The organism is Kitasatospora albolonga, assembly GCF_039535905.1.
Taxonomy (GTDB): Bacteria; Actinomycetota; Actinomycetes; order Streptomycetales; family Streptomycetaceae; genus Kitasatospora; species Kitasatospora albolonga.
This window is the reverse complement of the sequence record NZ_BAAAYB010000001.1, coordinates 1-13,535: the sequence shown is the minus strand read 5'-3', so window position 1 is coordinate 13,535 and position 13,535 is coordinate 1. Positions and strand designations below refer to the sequence as shown.

The 13,535-nt window shown below is 68.1% G+C and carries 10 protein-coding genes; 7 read left to right on the top strand and 3 right to left on the bottom strand.

The window, feature by feature from the left end; genetic code table 11:
- The first annotated feature begins 381 nt into the window (after positions 1 to 381).
- The 7 genes from ABD946_RS00050 to ABD946_RS00020 all read left to right on the top strand — a co-directional run bounded on the left by ABD946_RS00050 (position 382) and on the right by ABD946_RS00020 (position 8,372).
- Positions 382 to 2,001, top strand: a complete 1,620-nt coding sequence (locus ABD946_RS00050; protein WP_345278738.1) for a DEAD/DEAH box helicase — start codon at positions 382 to 384, stop codon at positions 1,999 to 2,001.
- Positions 1,998 to 3,866 carry an ATP-binding protein gene (locus ABD946_RS00045; RefSeq protein WP_345278737.1) on the top strand — a complete coding sequence of 623 codons (1,869 nt, stop codon included), beginning with the start codon at positions 1,998 to 2,000 and terminating at the stop codon, positions 3,864 to 3,866. The genes ABD946_RS00050 and ABD946_RS00045 overlap by 4 nt, the downstream gene beginning before the upstream one ends.
- Positions 3,863 to 4,774, top strand: a complete 912-nt coding sequence (locus tag ABD946_RS00040; protein ID WP_345278736.1) for a phospholipase D family protein — start codon at positions 3,863 to 3,865, stop codon at positions 4,772 to 4,774. The genes ABD946_RS00045 and ABD946_RS00040 overlap by 4 nt, the downstream gene beginning before the upstream one ends.
- A 163-nt stretch (positions 4,775 to 4,937) precedes the next feature.
- Complete coding sequence (locus ABD946_RS00035) at positions 4,938 to 5,582, top strand: hypothetical protein (RefSeq protein ID WP_345278734.1); 645 nt, start codon at positions 4,938 to 4,940, stop codon at positions 5,580 to 5,582.
- Between the two features lie 223 nt (positions 5,583 to 5,805).
- Positions 5,806 to 6,603: a phosphoadenosine phosphosulfate reductase gene (locus tag ABD946_RS00030; RefSeq protein ID WP_345278732.1), complete on the top strand. Its 798-nt coding sequence runs from the start codon at positions 5,806 to 5,808 to the stop codon at positions 6,601 to 6,603.
- Positions 6,604 to 6,723: 120 nt separating this feature from the next.
- Positions 6,724 to 7,977, top strand: a complete 1,254-nt coding sequence (locus ABD946_RS00025; protein ID WP_345278760.1) for a serine/threonine-protein kinase — start codon at positions 6,724 to 6,726, stop codon at positions 7,975 to 7,977.
- Positions 7,968 to 8,372, top strand: a complete 405-nt coding sequence (locus ABD946_RS00020) for a hypothetical protein (protein ID WP_345278730.1) — start codon at positions 7,968 to 7,970, stop codon at positions 8,370 to 8,372. Before ABD946_RS00025 ends, ABD946_RS00020 begins: the two co-directional genes overlap by 10 nt.
- Positions 8,373 to 8,416: 44 nt before the next feature.
- Here ABD946_RS00020 and ABD946_RS00015 read toward each other — a convergent pair whose 3' ends face one another.
- From ABD946_RS00015 to ABD946_RS00005, 3 genes are all read right to left on the bottom strand, one after another.
- A complete protein-coding gene (locus tag ABD946_RS00015; protein ID WP_345278728.1) occupies positions 8,417 to 9,592 on the bottom strand; it encodes a Wadjet anti-phage system protein JetD domain-containing protein in 1,176 nt (391 codons plus the stop codon).
- Positions 9,589 to 13,014, bottom strand: coding sequence for an ATP-binding protein (locus ABD946_RS00010; protein WP_345278726.1), 3,426 nt, complete (start codon positions 13,012 to 13,014; stop codon positions 9,589 to 9,591). The genes ABD946_RS00015 and ABD946_RS00010 overlap by 4 nt, the downstream gene beginning before the upstream one ends.
- The coding region (locus tag ABD946_RS00005) for a DUF4194 domain-containing protein (RefSeq protein ID WP_345278724.1) at positions 13,011 to 13,535 on the bottom strand (525 nt) is incomplete at its 5' end. The genes ABD946_RS00010 and ABD946_RS00005, both read right to left, overlap by 4 nt.

Here is a 13,535-nt window from a genome sequence, read left to right as displayed (position 1 = left end):
CGTCCGGTGCGAGAACCTCCACCAGTAGTACCCCGCGATCCTAGCCGGATCGAAGGACAGGCGGGGCGGAGGCTTTGTTTCCTCCCCTGTCCCATGCCGTTCACGGGCGGCCTGCCGAACAAATGTTCCCACACGCTGACACTGCCAGGCAGAGGCCTAATCCCGCTGCTCAACAGGGAAGTTCGCTCACGGTCAGAAACGCCGGCGTCGCCGAGCAGCCGGATTTCCGGGGTCGGCAGCGGCGTGTCGGCACACAGAGCTAGGGTTTGATCACCAACCGAGGAGCGAGGGGAAGGTCACACCGCAAGGTGGCCGGGTCCGGCAGAGGGGAATACCGCAGGTGTACGGCGATGGCGGAATGCACACAGACCTGGCCAGGGCATGACGGGGTCGCCCGGCATCGCGTTCGAGTCCGTCCTAGGCGGCGCACCCCTGCCCTACATCCGCGGCCTCCTCGGCGAGCAGGCTTGCGACCTCCTGGACCTCCTGCATCAGAGGCAGGACACCGAAGCGGCACTCCGGAAGGTCGCCGCATCTGCGGTCTCCCCGGAGCAGATCGTCGGCGACCCGGCCCGGCGCGCCGAGTTCCTGCAGCTGCTCCCGGGCAGCAAGAGGGCCGAACTCTCTGCCCGCCTCGGCTGCACACCTGCTGATGCGGCTGGCGACTTCCTCGCGACCCTGCCCTGGTCCGCGGACCAGCGCCGCACACTTCTCGGGTTTCTGGGCCTCGTCGTCGACCGTGCACCCGAGCCGCCCCCGACGTTCCGGGGCCACAGTACGCCGCAGTACGGGCTCTTCCCCCACCAGCGCCTCGCGGCCGGCAGGGTTCAGCGGCTGCTGTACTCCGGGGAGCGGCGGGTCGTTCTGCACCTGCCCACCGGAGTCGGGAAGACCCGAACCGGCATGAACATCATCTGTGACCACCTGCGGCGGCACGAACCGACCGTGGTGGTGTGGCTGGCGCGGGGGCGCGAGCTGCTGGAGCAGGCGGCCGTGGAGTTCGAGAACGCCTGGGCCGCCCTCGGCAACCGTGACGTGTCCGTGGTGCGGATGTGGGGGGAAGCGCCGGCGGACCTCGACGGCGTCGAGGACGGCATCGTGATCCTCGGTCTCGACAAGGCCACCGCTGCCGCGGGCACCGACCCGACGTTCCTCGACCGCCTCGGCATGCAAACCACGCTCACCACCTTCGACGAGGCCCACCAGGCCATCGCGCCGACCTACCGCCGCACCCTCGACGCGCTTACCCTGCGCAGCGACTCCAGCCTGCTCGGCCTCACGGCAACCCCCGGCCGGACCTGGGCCGACGTGACCGAGGACGAGAGGCTGTCGGAGTTCTTCGCACGCCAAAAGGTGATGCTGGAGATCGACGGATACGACAACCCCGTCACCGCCCTCATCGAGCAGGGCTACCTCGCCCGCCCGTACTTCCGCACCGTGGCAGCCGCGTCCGGTACCACGCTTAGCAGCCGGGACAAGCAGGCCCTCGCAGCCTCGTTCGACATCCCCGGCGCCCTCATGGCCAGGCTTGCCAGCAACGTGCAGTGGAACCTGCAGGTAGTACGGACTGTGCTCGATCTCAGCCAGCACCACCGCCGGATTCTGCTGTTCGCGGCGTCCGTCGAGCACAGCCGCCTGCTGGTGGCGATCTTGTCCGTGCTCGGCCTCGACGCGGACCAGGTGACGGCCGAGTCCTCCCCGCGCCACCGGGATCGGGCCATCGCCCGGTTCAAGGGACCAAGCAGCAGGCCGATGATCCTCTCCAACTACGGCGTCCTGACCACCGGCTTCGACGCGCCGGCGGCGAGCGCGGCCGTCATCGCTCGCCCAACCCGGTCCCTGGTCCTCTACAGCCAGATGGTCGGGCGGGTCATCCGCGGCCCGAAAGCCGGCGGTACCCCAACCTGCGACATCGTCACCGTGATCGACCCCGCGCTGCCGGGCTTCGGCGACGTAGCGGAGGCATTCACCAACTGGGAGGACGTGTGGAAGGCCCGATGACATCCAAGTACTCGATCGTCACCTCTGACCTGACGGTCAAGGCGCTGCAGGACAGCGGCTACAAGTCCACTGCTCATGCAATCGCCGAGCTCATCGACAACGGTCTCGAAGCCGAGGCGGACCTCGTCGAATTGTTCGTCGTCGAGGGCAACGAGCACACCGGTCAGCGCGGGCGGTACCGCGTCGAGAAGATCGCCGTCCTCGACAACGGGAACGGCATGGACCCCGAGACCCTCCGGCAGTCCCTGCGGTTCGGCGCCGGCACCCGCCAGCAGCGCAAGGGCATCGGCCGCTTCGGCGTCGGCCTGCCCAACTCGAGCATCTCGCAGTGCAACCGCGTGGATGTCTGGTCCTGGACCAACGGCCCCCAGAACGCCCTCCACACGTACCTGGACCTCGCGGAGATCGCCCGGGGCCTCGAAGAAGTTCCCGAGCCCAAGCTCGACGCGGTGCCCGATGAATGGCAGGCCCTGTCGGAGGGGCTCGGCAGCTCCGGGACCCTGGTGCAGTGGACGGGGCTGGAGCGCGTCCAGTGGCGCGGCGCCCAGACCACCGTCGCCAACACCGAGAAGCTGATCGGCCGGATCTACCGCCGTCTCATCGCCGACGGCAAACGGATCAAACTCATCCCCGTGCGCGGCTGGGCACAGCTTCCCGGAGCCGGTGACACCCGCCCCAACGACCCGATGTACCTGATGTCACCGAGTTCCACTCCGGCGCCATTCGACACGAAGCCGATGTTCCGGGCCTTCGGTGCCAGCAACACCGGTGAGGTCGGCGTGGAGAGGTTCATGGTGCAAGCGGTGAACGGCCGGGAGTACCCGGTCATCGTGCGTTCGTCGTTGGCCGTGGACGCTGCCCGTCGCACCGACGTTGAGGGAGAGCCTTGGCCAGCCGACGTCCAGCGGAGCCTCAAGCCGGGTGAAACCCCCTGGGGCAGGCACGCTGGGAAGAACCTCGGCATCTCACTGATCCGGGCTGAGCGCGAGCTGGACCTCGATACCGGCTGGTGCAGCCCCTCCGACCCCGTGGAGCGGTGGTGGGGCATAGAGATCGACTTCCCGCCGGAGCTCGACGAAATCTTCGGGGTCACCAACAACAAGCAGTCCGCGACGATCTTCTCCAGCCTCGCGCACTTCAAGTGGAGGGAGGAGGCCGCCGGACTCACTTGGGAGGAGTACCGCGAAGAGCTGCGCGAGGAAGGAGACCGCCGCCTTCCGCTGATCGAGATCGTGTACCACATCCGCGAAAAGCTGCTCGGCAGGCTGCGCAGCGAACTCGACCACCAGACGCAGGGAACCGGCACAAGCCGCAAGCGACACGAGGTCGCCGAGGTCCAGGCCGAGGTGGCGGTCCAGCGGCGGCGCACCGAGACCCGGCCCAGCCTCACCGACCAGCTCGCAGAGGAAACCACGGAGGCGCAGAGCAAGCAGCTCCAGTACGAGAGCCTGGTCGAGACCCACCGCTACAGCCCGGCCGACGCCCAGCGCATCATCGAGGAGACGATGTCGCAGGGCAAGCACGTCCGCCTCCTGACCAGCCGCAACCCTGATTCGCCGGCCTTCTTCAACGTCGAGTACATCCCCGGCATGCTCCAGGTCGCCCTCAACATGGACCATCCGGTCTACAGCGACCTGATCGCCGTCCTCGACGGAGACATCGACGGCGCGAGCCGCGAAGAACTCGCCGAGCGTCTGACCCTTGCCGCCAACGCCTTCAAGCTCATCCTGATCTCCTGGGCCCGGTTCGAGGACGAGCAGCCCGAGAAGCCTCGCGAGCGCGCGAAGCGGATGCGCCAGGACTGGGGCCGCATCGCCAGCGAGTTCCTCGGTGCCAGCGACGCCGACGACGAGGACGACGAGTGACGCTCGACCACGTCTGGCGCCAGATCGAACAGCTTCTCGCAACCGCGACCGAGCGCGTCGTCCTGGTGGCACCCTTCATCAAGAAGGAGGTCTTCCAGGCGGTGCTCGACGCTGTTCCCGCGGATGTCGACGAGATCACCTGCGTCACCCGCTGGTCCGTTCCCGAGGTGGCAGCCGGCGTCTCCGACCCGGAGATCGCCGAGCTGGCGCAGAACGACGGGCGTGCCACGATCCGCCTGTGCCACAACCTACACGCGAAGCTGTACGTGGCCGATGGCCGATGCCTCGTCGGGTCCGCCAACCTCACGGGCAAGGCCACCGGCCGTGTGCCGGCACCGAATATCGAGATCCTCGTCGAAGCCGACACGGCCCACCCAGAGGTCCAGCGAGTCCTGGCCGCTCTCGAAGCCAACACGGTCCCCGGGACGGTCGAGCTGGCCGAACAGATCCGCGAACAAGCCTCCCTCATGCGGGACGACGAAGACAGCCCAGTTGTCGTGGTGCCTGGCCACGGCGAACAGCCGGCACGATGGCTGCCGGAGACACGGAACCCGGACCGGCTCTACCGCGTCTACAACGGGCGACACCGCCACGTCGGCAGCGACGTGCTCATCGGCGTGCTTCGCGACCTCGCGCACCTCGATATCGGCCCCGGCCTCAACGAGCAGGCCTTCGGCGCAGAAGTGCTGGCTCGCCTCCGCGCGATGCCCGAGCTGCACGCGCTGACGGCAGCGGGGCGGATGAGCCTCGCCGACGCCCAGGAGGAACTGCTGGCCGAGGGAGACCTGTCGGCCGAGCAGGCCAAACGCGCGGTCGAGACCATCGCGGCCTGGCTCCACTACTTCGACGACGTCCACTTCGTGGCCACCGGGCCCTGGGAGATCCGTCAGGGCAAGGAACTCGCATAGCGTCCCTGCTGGGGGCCGGGCGGCGCGGTAGTGGCCGCGCCGCTGGCTCCCGGCGGGCCCGGTCCCGGCGGGAGGGCCCAGCACGGAACCGAGCTGCGCGGTATTTTGAGGGGGCCCGCAACCGGGCTCGATCGTGGTGCGTACAGCGGAGAAGGCGCGGGACATGGCAGCAAGACGGGTCCCGTATCTTCTGGGGCACGCCGAAATCGCCGACCTCTTCGGCATCGAGCGCCAGACCTCGGCCAAGTGGCGCGTTGACGGCACGCTCGGTGAGCCGGATCTGCTCGCTTCGGGCAACCCGTACTGGCTGCTCGGAACCGTCCTCGAGCTTGATGGCCACGCCGGCCGGCACGTGACCGAAGATCGCCTACGGCAGTACAAGGGGAAGATCCCCCACGGGTACCGCGTCGACACCCCTGAGCTACTGCCCACCATCGCAGGCATCCAGGAAGTAGCCCTGGTTCTCGGCACCACCCAGCAGACGGTGTCCCGCTGGCGGCACCGTAAGCGGATCGCCGAGGCCGACCTGGAGCTTTCCCGATCCCCTCTCTGGCTACTCGACACCATCACCGCGGACGCCACCGAGCGCGGGCGCAGTCTTGTGATGGAAGAGATCGAACGGCTGCAGGCCGGCGAGCGTCTTGCCCAGAAGCCGCGGGGCCGCAGAGCCGTGGCCGAGCCGAGGCGGCCCAAGAAGCCACTACCCGAAGCGCAGAGCTTCACCAGTACCGAGCACGAGGAAGCGCTCTCCTTCGTCACCGAGATGCTTGCCGAAGGACACACCACAGTCATCCGGCCGAAGCGGTAGACACTCGCGTCCGGGCAACCGGCTGCCTCGCTCCCACCTGCTCGCATCCGCCCACCCTCAAGTGAAATAAACAGTTGATGTGAGACATTCTATCCATAGAATCTCTCACACTGGGATCCAGACTCACACCAGGGGGCCTCATGCCAGGCGACAACTGCGCCACCACGGCGCCGACCAACATCCGAAGTTCGACATCCACACCCTGTGGACAGGAAGTGGACGCATGAGAGCGATCTCCTACGGTGGCGGGGTCCAGTCGACCGCGCTCCTCGTCCTCGCGGCCAAGCGCGAAATCGACTACACCACCTTCCTGTTCGCCAACGTCGGGGACGACAGCGAGCACCCGGCAACCCTCGCCTACATCCGCGACATCGCCGCTCCCTTCGCCGCAGACGCCGGTCTCGAACTGCACCGGCTGCAGAGAACGCGGCGCGACGGCAGTACCGAGACGCTCATGGAGCGACTGAATCGGCCAGGCATCCGTTCGATCCCCATCCCCGTGCGGATGGCGAACGGAGCCCCCGGCCGCAGGTCCTGTACCGCGGACTTCAAGATCAAGGTGGTCGGGCGCTGGCTCCGGCAGCACGGGGCGACCGCCGAGGCCCCGGCGACGGTGGGGATCGGTATCTCACTCGACGAGATCCACCGGGCGAACCGTCGCCGGAGTGAACCCCACGAGCAGATCGAGTACCCGTTGCTCGACCTACGACTGCGGCGCTCCGACTGCGAGCAGATCATCAAGGACGCCGGCCTCCCCGTGCCCCCGAAGAGCTCGTGCTTCTTCTGTCCCTTCCGCACCGTCGATGCCTGGCGTCAACAGAGAAAGGCAGAACCAGAGCTCTTCGCCCAGGCGGTAGCGCTCGAGAAGACCGTGAACGGCCGACGTGCTGCCCTTGGCCGCGACCCGGTCTACCTGACCCGCTTCGGCAGGCCGCTCGCGGAGGCCATCCCTGCCCAGCGCGAAGCTCCGCCCGAGGAGACGGAGGACGGCAGCTGCGACTCCGGCTGGTGCATGACCTGACCGCTCACCGCCCGGCCAACGGGAGGACAGCACGGCTGTCCGAGCCGTGGCCCGATAGAGTGCACGACTGGTAGAGCGCACCCAGAGCAACCGCGCTTCCAAGGCCGTGACGGGGTGGAGATGCACGGAGCAAGGCTGGACAACCGGTACCGCCTGGACTCGATCCTGGGTGCCGGCGGTATGGGCCAGGTGTGGCGCGCCTTCGACGAACGGGTCGGTCGCCCGGTAGCAGTGAAACTGCTGACGGGCGCCGACCCCGCCTCCGCCAACGTCGAACGGTTCGCCGCAGAGGCCAGGGCCGCCGGCAACCTCAGCAGCCCGCACATCGTGACCATCCACGACTTCGGCCGTACCGGCCCTGACCACGGCCGTGCACCGTTTCTCGTCATGGAACTCCTCGAAGGGCTGTCCCTGGAAGAGGTCACCTCCCAAGGTGCCCTGCCGCCCGTGCCGGACGCCCTCGACTGGACCCGGCAGGTCTGCGTCGGCCTGGCCGCCGCCCACCGCGTCGGCCTCGTCCATCGGGACATCAAGCCCGCGAACGCCATGCTCCTGCCCGGCGGTACCGTCAGGATCCTTGACTTCGGGATCGCCAAGCACCTGTACGAGGACCTCGCCCTTACCGGGACCGGTCACGCCATCGGCACGGCCGCCTACATGGCACCCGAACAAGCCCGAGGCGACCGAAACATCGGCCCCTCTGCCGACCTCTACGCCGTCGGCTGCCCGCTCCACACCCTCCTTACCGGCCAACCACCCTTCACCGGAGCGCCGCTGGCCGTCCTCCACCAGCACCTGACCCGCACCCCCAAAGCCCCCAGCAGCCACCGCGCCTCAATCCCTGCCGCGGTCGACGAACTCGTCCTAGAACTGCTGGCGAAGGAGCCCAACGACCGGCCCGCAGATGCCGCCGAGGTCATCGAGGCGCTCGACGCGCTGCCCTCGCTCCCCCACAGCGCCCACGCCCTACGCCGCCCCCTCATCGGTCTCCCGGACGTCTCGTCGGCCCCGACCAGGACCGCCTGGTGGGTACAGCCCGCAACGCCACACCCTCCGACGGTTCTCGACGCACCCCCGGCCAGCACCACGCCTGCTCAACGAGAGCCCGTACCTCTCGCCAAACCGACGGATTCCGAGCCGGAAGCCGCGCTCACGAAGCCCCGCACGGCGAGAAACGCCGCAGTGGGACGAAGCGCGCTGGCAGGAGCCACGCTGATCGGACTGCAACTGGTCGCCTTCGCCTCCTGGTCGGTGCGCTGGACGGTCCCCGTTGCCATCGCCGCGGCTCTGCTGCTGGCCCTCGGAATGAAGTTTGACGTACCCACAGAAAAAACAAGGACGGTACGGGCGGGTTCTTCGTCTCCATGGGCGTGACCGTGGTCTCCTGCCTCCTCCTGATCATCTCGCCCATGCCCTGGTGGACCGTTCTGATCCTCAGCTGGGTGATGTGTCCCATCCTGCTCGTAGCCCAAAAACCACTCGTGCGCGGGCTCGGGCGGGCATTTACGCGGCACCGGGCCGAAGTCCAGATGGCGGTCAGCGCCGGGCTGGTGAACGCCACGCTCGCAACCGGCCTCCTCGCCGGCACCTGGTTGCCGGCCTTGGTCACCGGTCTTCTCGGAGTCCTCACCTGGATGGCCACGTCCGCCGCACTGGCCCTCCTGCTGCCCGTCCACACGTCGATCGGAAGTCCCGCCCCGTCCGTCAGAGCGGAGCGGGCAGGCACCGCTGACGGACGGCCCGTGCTCGTACAACGGGCGGCGATCTGAACGGGACTTGGTCGGCTGCGAGAAGGAGCCGTGCTCGGCGGGGACTACGGGGCGCTTCCGAGCGCCTGGATGACGGCTCGGATCGGGATGCGTTCCTGCTCCAGGCGCAGGTGTGGCCCGTGGGTGCCGATGCGTAGTTCTCGGTCCACTGCGGCTTCGTCCGGGGTGAGGTGGGCGGGCGCCTCGGCGGTCTGGGTCTTCTCTTCGCCCCAGTGTGCTCGGTGGGTGAGGAGGGTGTCGCGGTCCATGAGGAAGGAGCGGGTGTGGGGGAAGTGGCGGCGGACGTGGCTGAGGATGGCGAAGCCGTGGGTGTCGATGTCGCCCCAGTAGCGCAGGTCGACGTCGGCGAGCCAGGGCAGGTACCGCAGGAGTGCGGCGGCGTAGCCGGCGCCGAGGATGGCGATGGCGCCGGGGACGTCGGGTAGGGACAGGTAGGTGATCTCGTTTTCGAGGACGAAGACGGTGTGGATGCCTGGGGGTGGGGTGGTGAGTTCGTTGGCGCGGACGGTGATCTCGCTGAAGGGGCCGGTGTGGTTGCCGAGGTAGCGCAGGCGGATGTAGGGCGGCTTAGTGAGGAAGCCGTAGCGCTGGGCGAAGTCCGACTTGGGGGTGCCGCTGTTGATGCGGTCGGCGGGCAGGGTGTGGTCGAGGAGTTCGCCGAGGATGCCTTTGTTGGTCTCGATGAACTTGGTGTCGACGCCGGCGACGTCGACCTGCCGGAGGTAGATCGGGCCGGTGTCGTGGGTGCGGATCCAGTGGACGGTGTCGACGAGCCGCTGCCAGTGGGCGTGGGCTTGGAGCGCCTTCATGGGGTTGGTGCTCATCCACTGGGCGAGGTGCGTGTCCTGCTGTGCAGTGCGGGCGTGGAGGGTGTGAAAGAGGTCGACCTGGGCGTCGACACCGAGGATCGCCCAGAGGGCCTCGCGGGTATCGACCCAGACCCGGTCGGGGATGGTGTTGGTGGGGGTGTTGTTGCGGCCCCCGATGGTCTTGGTCTGGATGCGCAGGTGGGGGTGCTGGCGGGCGGCCCAGGACTCGGCCCATGCCCGTGCCCGGTCGTAGTGGCGGATGGTGTCGGCCGCGACGGGGACCTTGAGGGGCAGGCCGATGGGTTCGAACGGATGGCCCTGGGCGGCGGCTGCCAGGAGGTGGCCGGCGGTCCACTTGCGGCGCAAGGCCTTGACGACTTGGTCGGGGCTGGTCCACTTGGGCGGGGTCACAGCTGGTCCTCGGTGCGCGGGAGCGGCTGGCGGGCGGCTCGCTGCTGGTCGCGGAATTCGTCGATGGTGAGTGTGGCCATGCGGGAGTGGACCTTGTCCGGCTGGTAGACGTAGCCGACACGGTTGACGTGAGGTTCGATGACGTGCAGCTTCTGCAGTGGGGTCACGACGAGGAGCTGGAGCCCGAGGCGCTGGAAGAGGCCGAGCCCGAAGTGGGCGGCGTCGTCGTCGCCGCGGCCGAATGCTTCGTCGATGACAACGAAGCGGAACGACTTGTCCTTCTTGGCCGTGGTGTCGATGTGGAACTGGTGGGCCAGTGAGGCGGCCAGGACGGTGTAGGCGAGTTTCTCCTTCTGGCCGCCGGACTTGCCGCTGGAGTCCGAGTGGATCTCGTACTCGGTGCCGTCGGAGCGCAGGTGCTCGCTGGCGGAGAAGGTGAACCAGCGGCGGACGTCGGTGACGCGGGCGGTCCACTCGGCGTCCCGTTCGCTCTGGCCAGTGCGGCCCTTGAACCGGTCGAGGAGGCGCTTCACCTGCAGGAACTTCTCCTCGGTGTAGGCGCCATCGGTGTCGGTGGCCAGGGTGTCGGTGGTGCATTCGCGCAGGTCGCGGCGGAATTCGCGGATCTCGACGTTGGCGGTGGGTGCGGCGTTGAGGCGCACGTAGCGCCCGGGGTTGTAGTCGATCTCTTCCAGCGACTCGTTGATGACGTCGATGCTCTCGCCGATCTCCTGCTCCTGAGTGTGCAGGCGGGCCTGGAAGGAGGCGACATCGCGGATGACGTTGGTGCGCAGGTAGTTCTGGAACTGCGTCTCGAACCGCGGGAGGTCGTCGCTGACGAGCCGGCTGTGGAGTGCGCGGTAGTTTTTCGCGGAGGCGAGGGTGTGGTCCAGGTCAGTCGCGTCCTGCGGGAATTCGGTACGGAAGGCCGCCATCTTCAGCGTGGCGGTGCTGGTCGCGCTCTGCAGGGCCCGTGTCTGATGCTCGATCGTGCGGTTGAGTTTCGTGGCCGCCTGTCCCTCGGCAACCCGGAGCAGGTCGAGGTCGTCCTCGCTCTGGCCGGTGGCGGGCAGGAAGGCGGCGAGCGCCGTGTCGTGCTCGGCCACCGCTGTGAGGTCCGACTGTTCGAGGAACGCGGTGGTCGCGGTGAGCTGGGACTGCATCTTCTCGCTGTCGCGCCGGACCCCGCCGAGTTCCTCCAGCACCTTGTCGGCGGCGTCGCTGCTCTGCCTGAACTCGTCTTCGGTCTTCTTCAGGTCGGCGGTGAGTTGGTCGAGGCCGGCCTCGGCGACGAGGGCCTTCTTCTGTGCTTCGACCTGCGCGAGCTCGGCGACGGACGCCTGCCAGTCGATCTCGGTGTAGGAGCCGATGCTGGCGAGGAGTGTCAGGGCCTGGACCTCGCCGGCCCTGTCCTTGTTGGCTTTTTCGATCTCCCTGGTCCGCTTGGTGATGGCCGCGCTCTGCTCGGTCAGCTGGGTCGCCTGCGCGAGCAGCGCGTCCAGTTTCGCCTGGTTGGACCAGCCGAGTACCCAGGACCTGCGGTCGTCGATGCGGGAGGTGTCGTTCTTCTCATGCCGGCCGCCGCCGCCCTTGATCAGGCCCTGCTGTGTCACGGCCGGGCGGGTGGAGCGGGTGAAGGCGTCCATGTCGGCGGCGCACAGGTAGTCGGCGCGGCTTCGCAGCTGTGCGGCGAGCCAGTCGCGTCCCCAGCTGTCGTCCCTGATCTCGAGTTTGCCCAGCAGCAGGTCCCGGTCCTGCGGCAGTTCAACGGCCGGTGTGTGGGCGGGCACCTTGTAGTAGACCAGGCGCAGTCCCAGATGCCGACCGTTCACCCAGGCCGATACCTGGGTGTAGTGGGCTTCGGGCACGAGGAGGGACAGGGCGAATCCGCGCAGGACGCGCTCGGCCGCGCCGGCCCAGGCGGCTTCGTCGTCGCGGACCTGCATGAGCTCTCCCGCGAACGGCAGCTCGTCGGCCGAGATGCCCACTGCTGCTGCGAGGCTGTGCCGCAGGTCGAGCAGGTGGGAGGGGATGCTGGAGCGCTGGTTCTGCAGGCTGGTGATCTCGCGGCGGATCACGCCCGATTCCTCGGTGTTGTTGTGGCGCTCCACGGCAAGGCGGTCGAGTTCCTCGCGGGCTCGCTGATCCTGCTGGGCGTCCCGGGTGCGGGCTTCGGTGATCTGTTCGGAGCGCTCGTGGAAGGACAGGGCGTCGGTGACCGGCTTCAGGCCGGCCTTCTCCAGCCAGCCCTCGTACGTGGCGGCCCGCTGCCGTCGCTGGTCACGCTCGCGGCCGAGGTTTTCGATGCTGACGTCGAGGCGCAGCAGCTTCTCCCCACCGGCGCCATCGATTCGGCGCTGCAGGGTGTCGGCCATCTCGCGCAGTCGCTGCTGCTCGGCCTTGCGCCGCCGCTGGTGTTCGACGAGTTCCTGGATGCGGGTACGCAGTTGCTTGTCGCGCCGGCGCAGGATGCGCTCGCGGTGCTGGGCGAAGAAGACGGGGAGGATGTCGCGGCGGCTCTGCAGCGTGTCGATCTCACGCTGGATGCCGTCGCAGCTGTCGCACGCTTCCACGATCGGCCCGAGAGCGGCGATCATCGCCTTCGCCCGGACGACTTCGTCGTGGCTGGCGGTCAGCGCGTTGAAGTGCGCGACGATCTTGTCGACCTCGGCCTTGGCGTTGAACGGCTCGAGCATCCGCTCGCGGACGAACTCGTCGAGGCTTCCGACGGCCTTCATCGACACCGTCTGGTGGAACAGGTCCAGTGCCTGGTCACTGGGGATGCCGAGGCCGCGCCGCAGAGCCTTCGCATAGGGCGGGTAGCTGGTGTGGATCGTCGCCTTGCCGCGCCGCAGTCGCTGGCGCAGGTCGTTGATGTCGGTCCCGAAGTCGGTGAAGTGCGTGGCGATGGACATCGGCTCGTCGGCGGTGACGTAGAACCGGTCGGGCTGGCCGGTGTTGGCATCGGGTACCCAGAACACCTGGGCGAGGGTGATGTGAATGCCGAGCGTGTAGTTGGTGAACACGCCCAGGATCACGCTGTGCGAGGAGGAACCACGAAGGCCGACCGGGCGGGTGCTGTTCGTCGCCTCGACGCGCTCGCTCCTGTGGTAGCCGAGCACGTACGAGCGCAAGTTCCGCTCCTTCACCTCGGCACCGGCGGCTTTGTTGTAGGCGATCTTGCTGGCCGGCAGGAGCAGGGTGGTCATCGCGTCGACCAGCGTGGACTTGCCGGTTCCCACCCCGCCGGTCAGCAGGGCGCTGTGGCCGTCGACGTCGAAGGCCCAGATGGTGCGGTGGAAGGTGCCCCAGTTGAGCACCTCCAGGCGGGACAGCCTGAAGCCCGGGCCGACAGCGGGAGCGCCAGCGGCGAAAGCCGGCTGCCGCGGGATGAGGGCCGATACCGGCGTGGTGGTACTCACTTGTCGTCCTTGGGCGTGATGGTGTCGCGGTAGGTGGAGAGCAGGTCGTTGAAGTCGTTGACGACCTGGGCGTCGACGAGGGCCTTGATGTGTCTGCGCACCTCGTACAGGCCGGCCTGCTTGGTCTGGCGCAGTGCCTTCAGGTCGCACAGCTTCTTGATGTGGCCGTCGATCTGGTCGACCAGCTGGGCCTCGTTGCTGCGCGGCGGCAGGAACCCGCGGACCATTTCGACGAGGTCGTCGCGGGACATCAGCAGCCGGGTGTCGCCCGAGGTCGCGTCGCTCTCCGCGAGGCGCCCGCGCAGGAGGACCAGCATCAGGCTGACGGCGAATGACAGGCGGTGGCGCGTCACCAGCCGCGGCACCGTGACGCCGTCGTCGCGGGCCTCCTGGTCGAGCTGGCGGGTGTAGGCGTAGCCCTCCGCCAGGTCGACCACGACGTCCAGGCCCATCACCCGCAGGTAGTCGCCGATGGCCGTTTGATGAGCGGTGATCTGCTCCCAGACCGCCGGCGCGTCACT

Bases quoted from the DNA above. Each gene is read 5' to 3' on its own strand.
- ABD946_RS00035 (WP_345278734.1), top strand. From the start codon at position 4,938: ATGGCAGCAAGACGGGTCCCGTATCTTCTGGGGCACGCCGAAATCGCC.
- ABD946_RS00045 (WP_345278737.1), top strand. From the start codon at position 1,998: ATGACATCCAAGTACTCGATCGTCACCTCTGACCTGACGGTCAAGGCG.
- ABD946_RS00050 (WP_345278738.1), top strand. From the start codon at position 382: ATGACGGGGTCGCCCGGCATCGCGTTCGAGTCCGTCCTAGGCGGCGCA.
- ABD946_RS00030 (WP_345278732.1), top strand. From the start codon at position 5,806: ATGAGAGCGATCTCCTACGGTGGCGGGGTCCAGTCGACCGCGCTCCTC.
- ABD946_RS00020 (WP_345278730.1), top strand. From the start codon at position 7,968: ATGGGCGTGACCGTGGTCTCCTGCCTCCTCCTGATCATCTCGCCCATG.
- ABD946_RS00025 (WP_345278760.1), top strand. From the start codon at position 6,724: ATGCACGGAGCAAGGCTGGACAACCGGTACCGCCTGGACTCGATCCTG.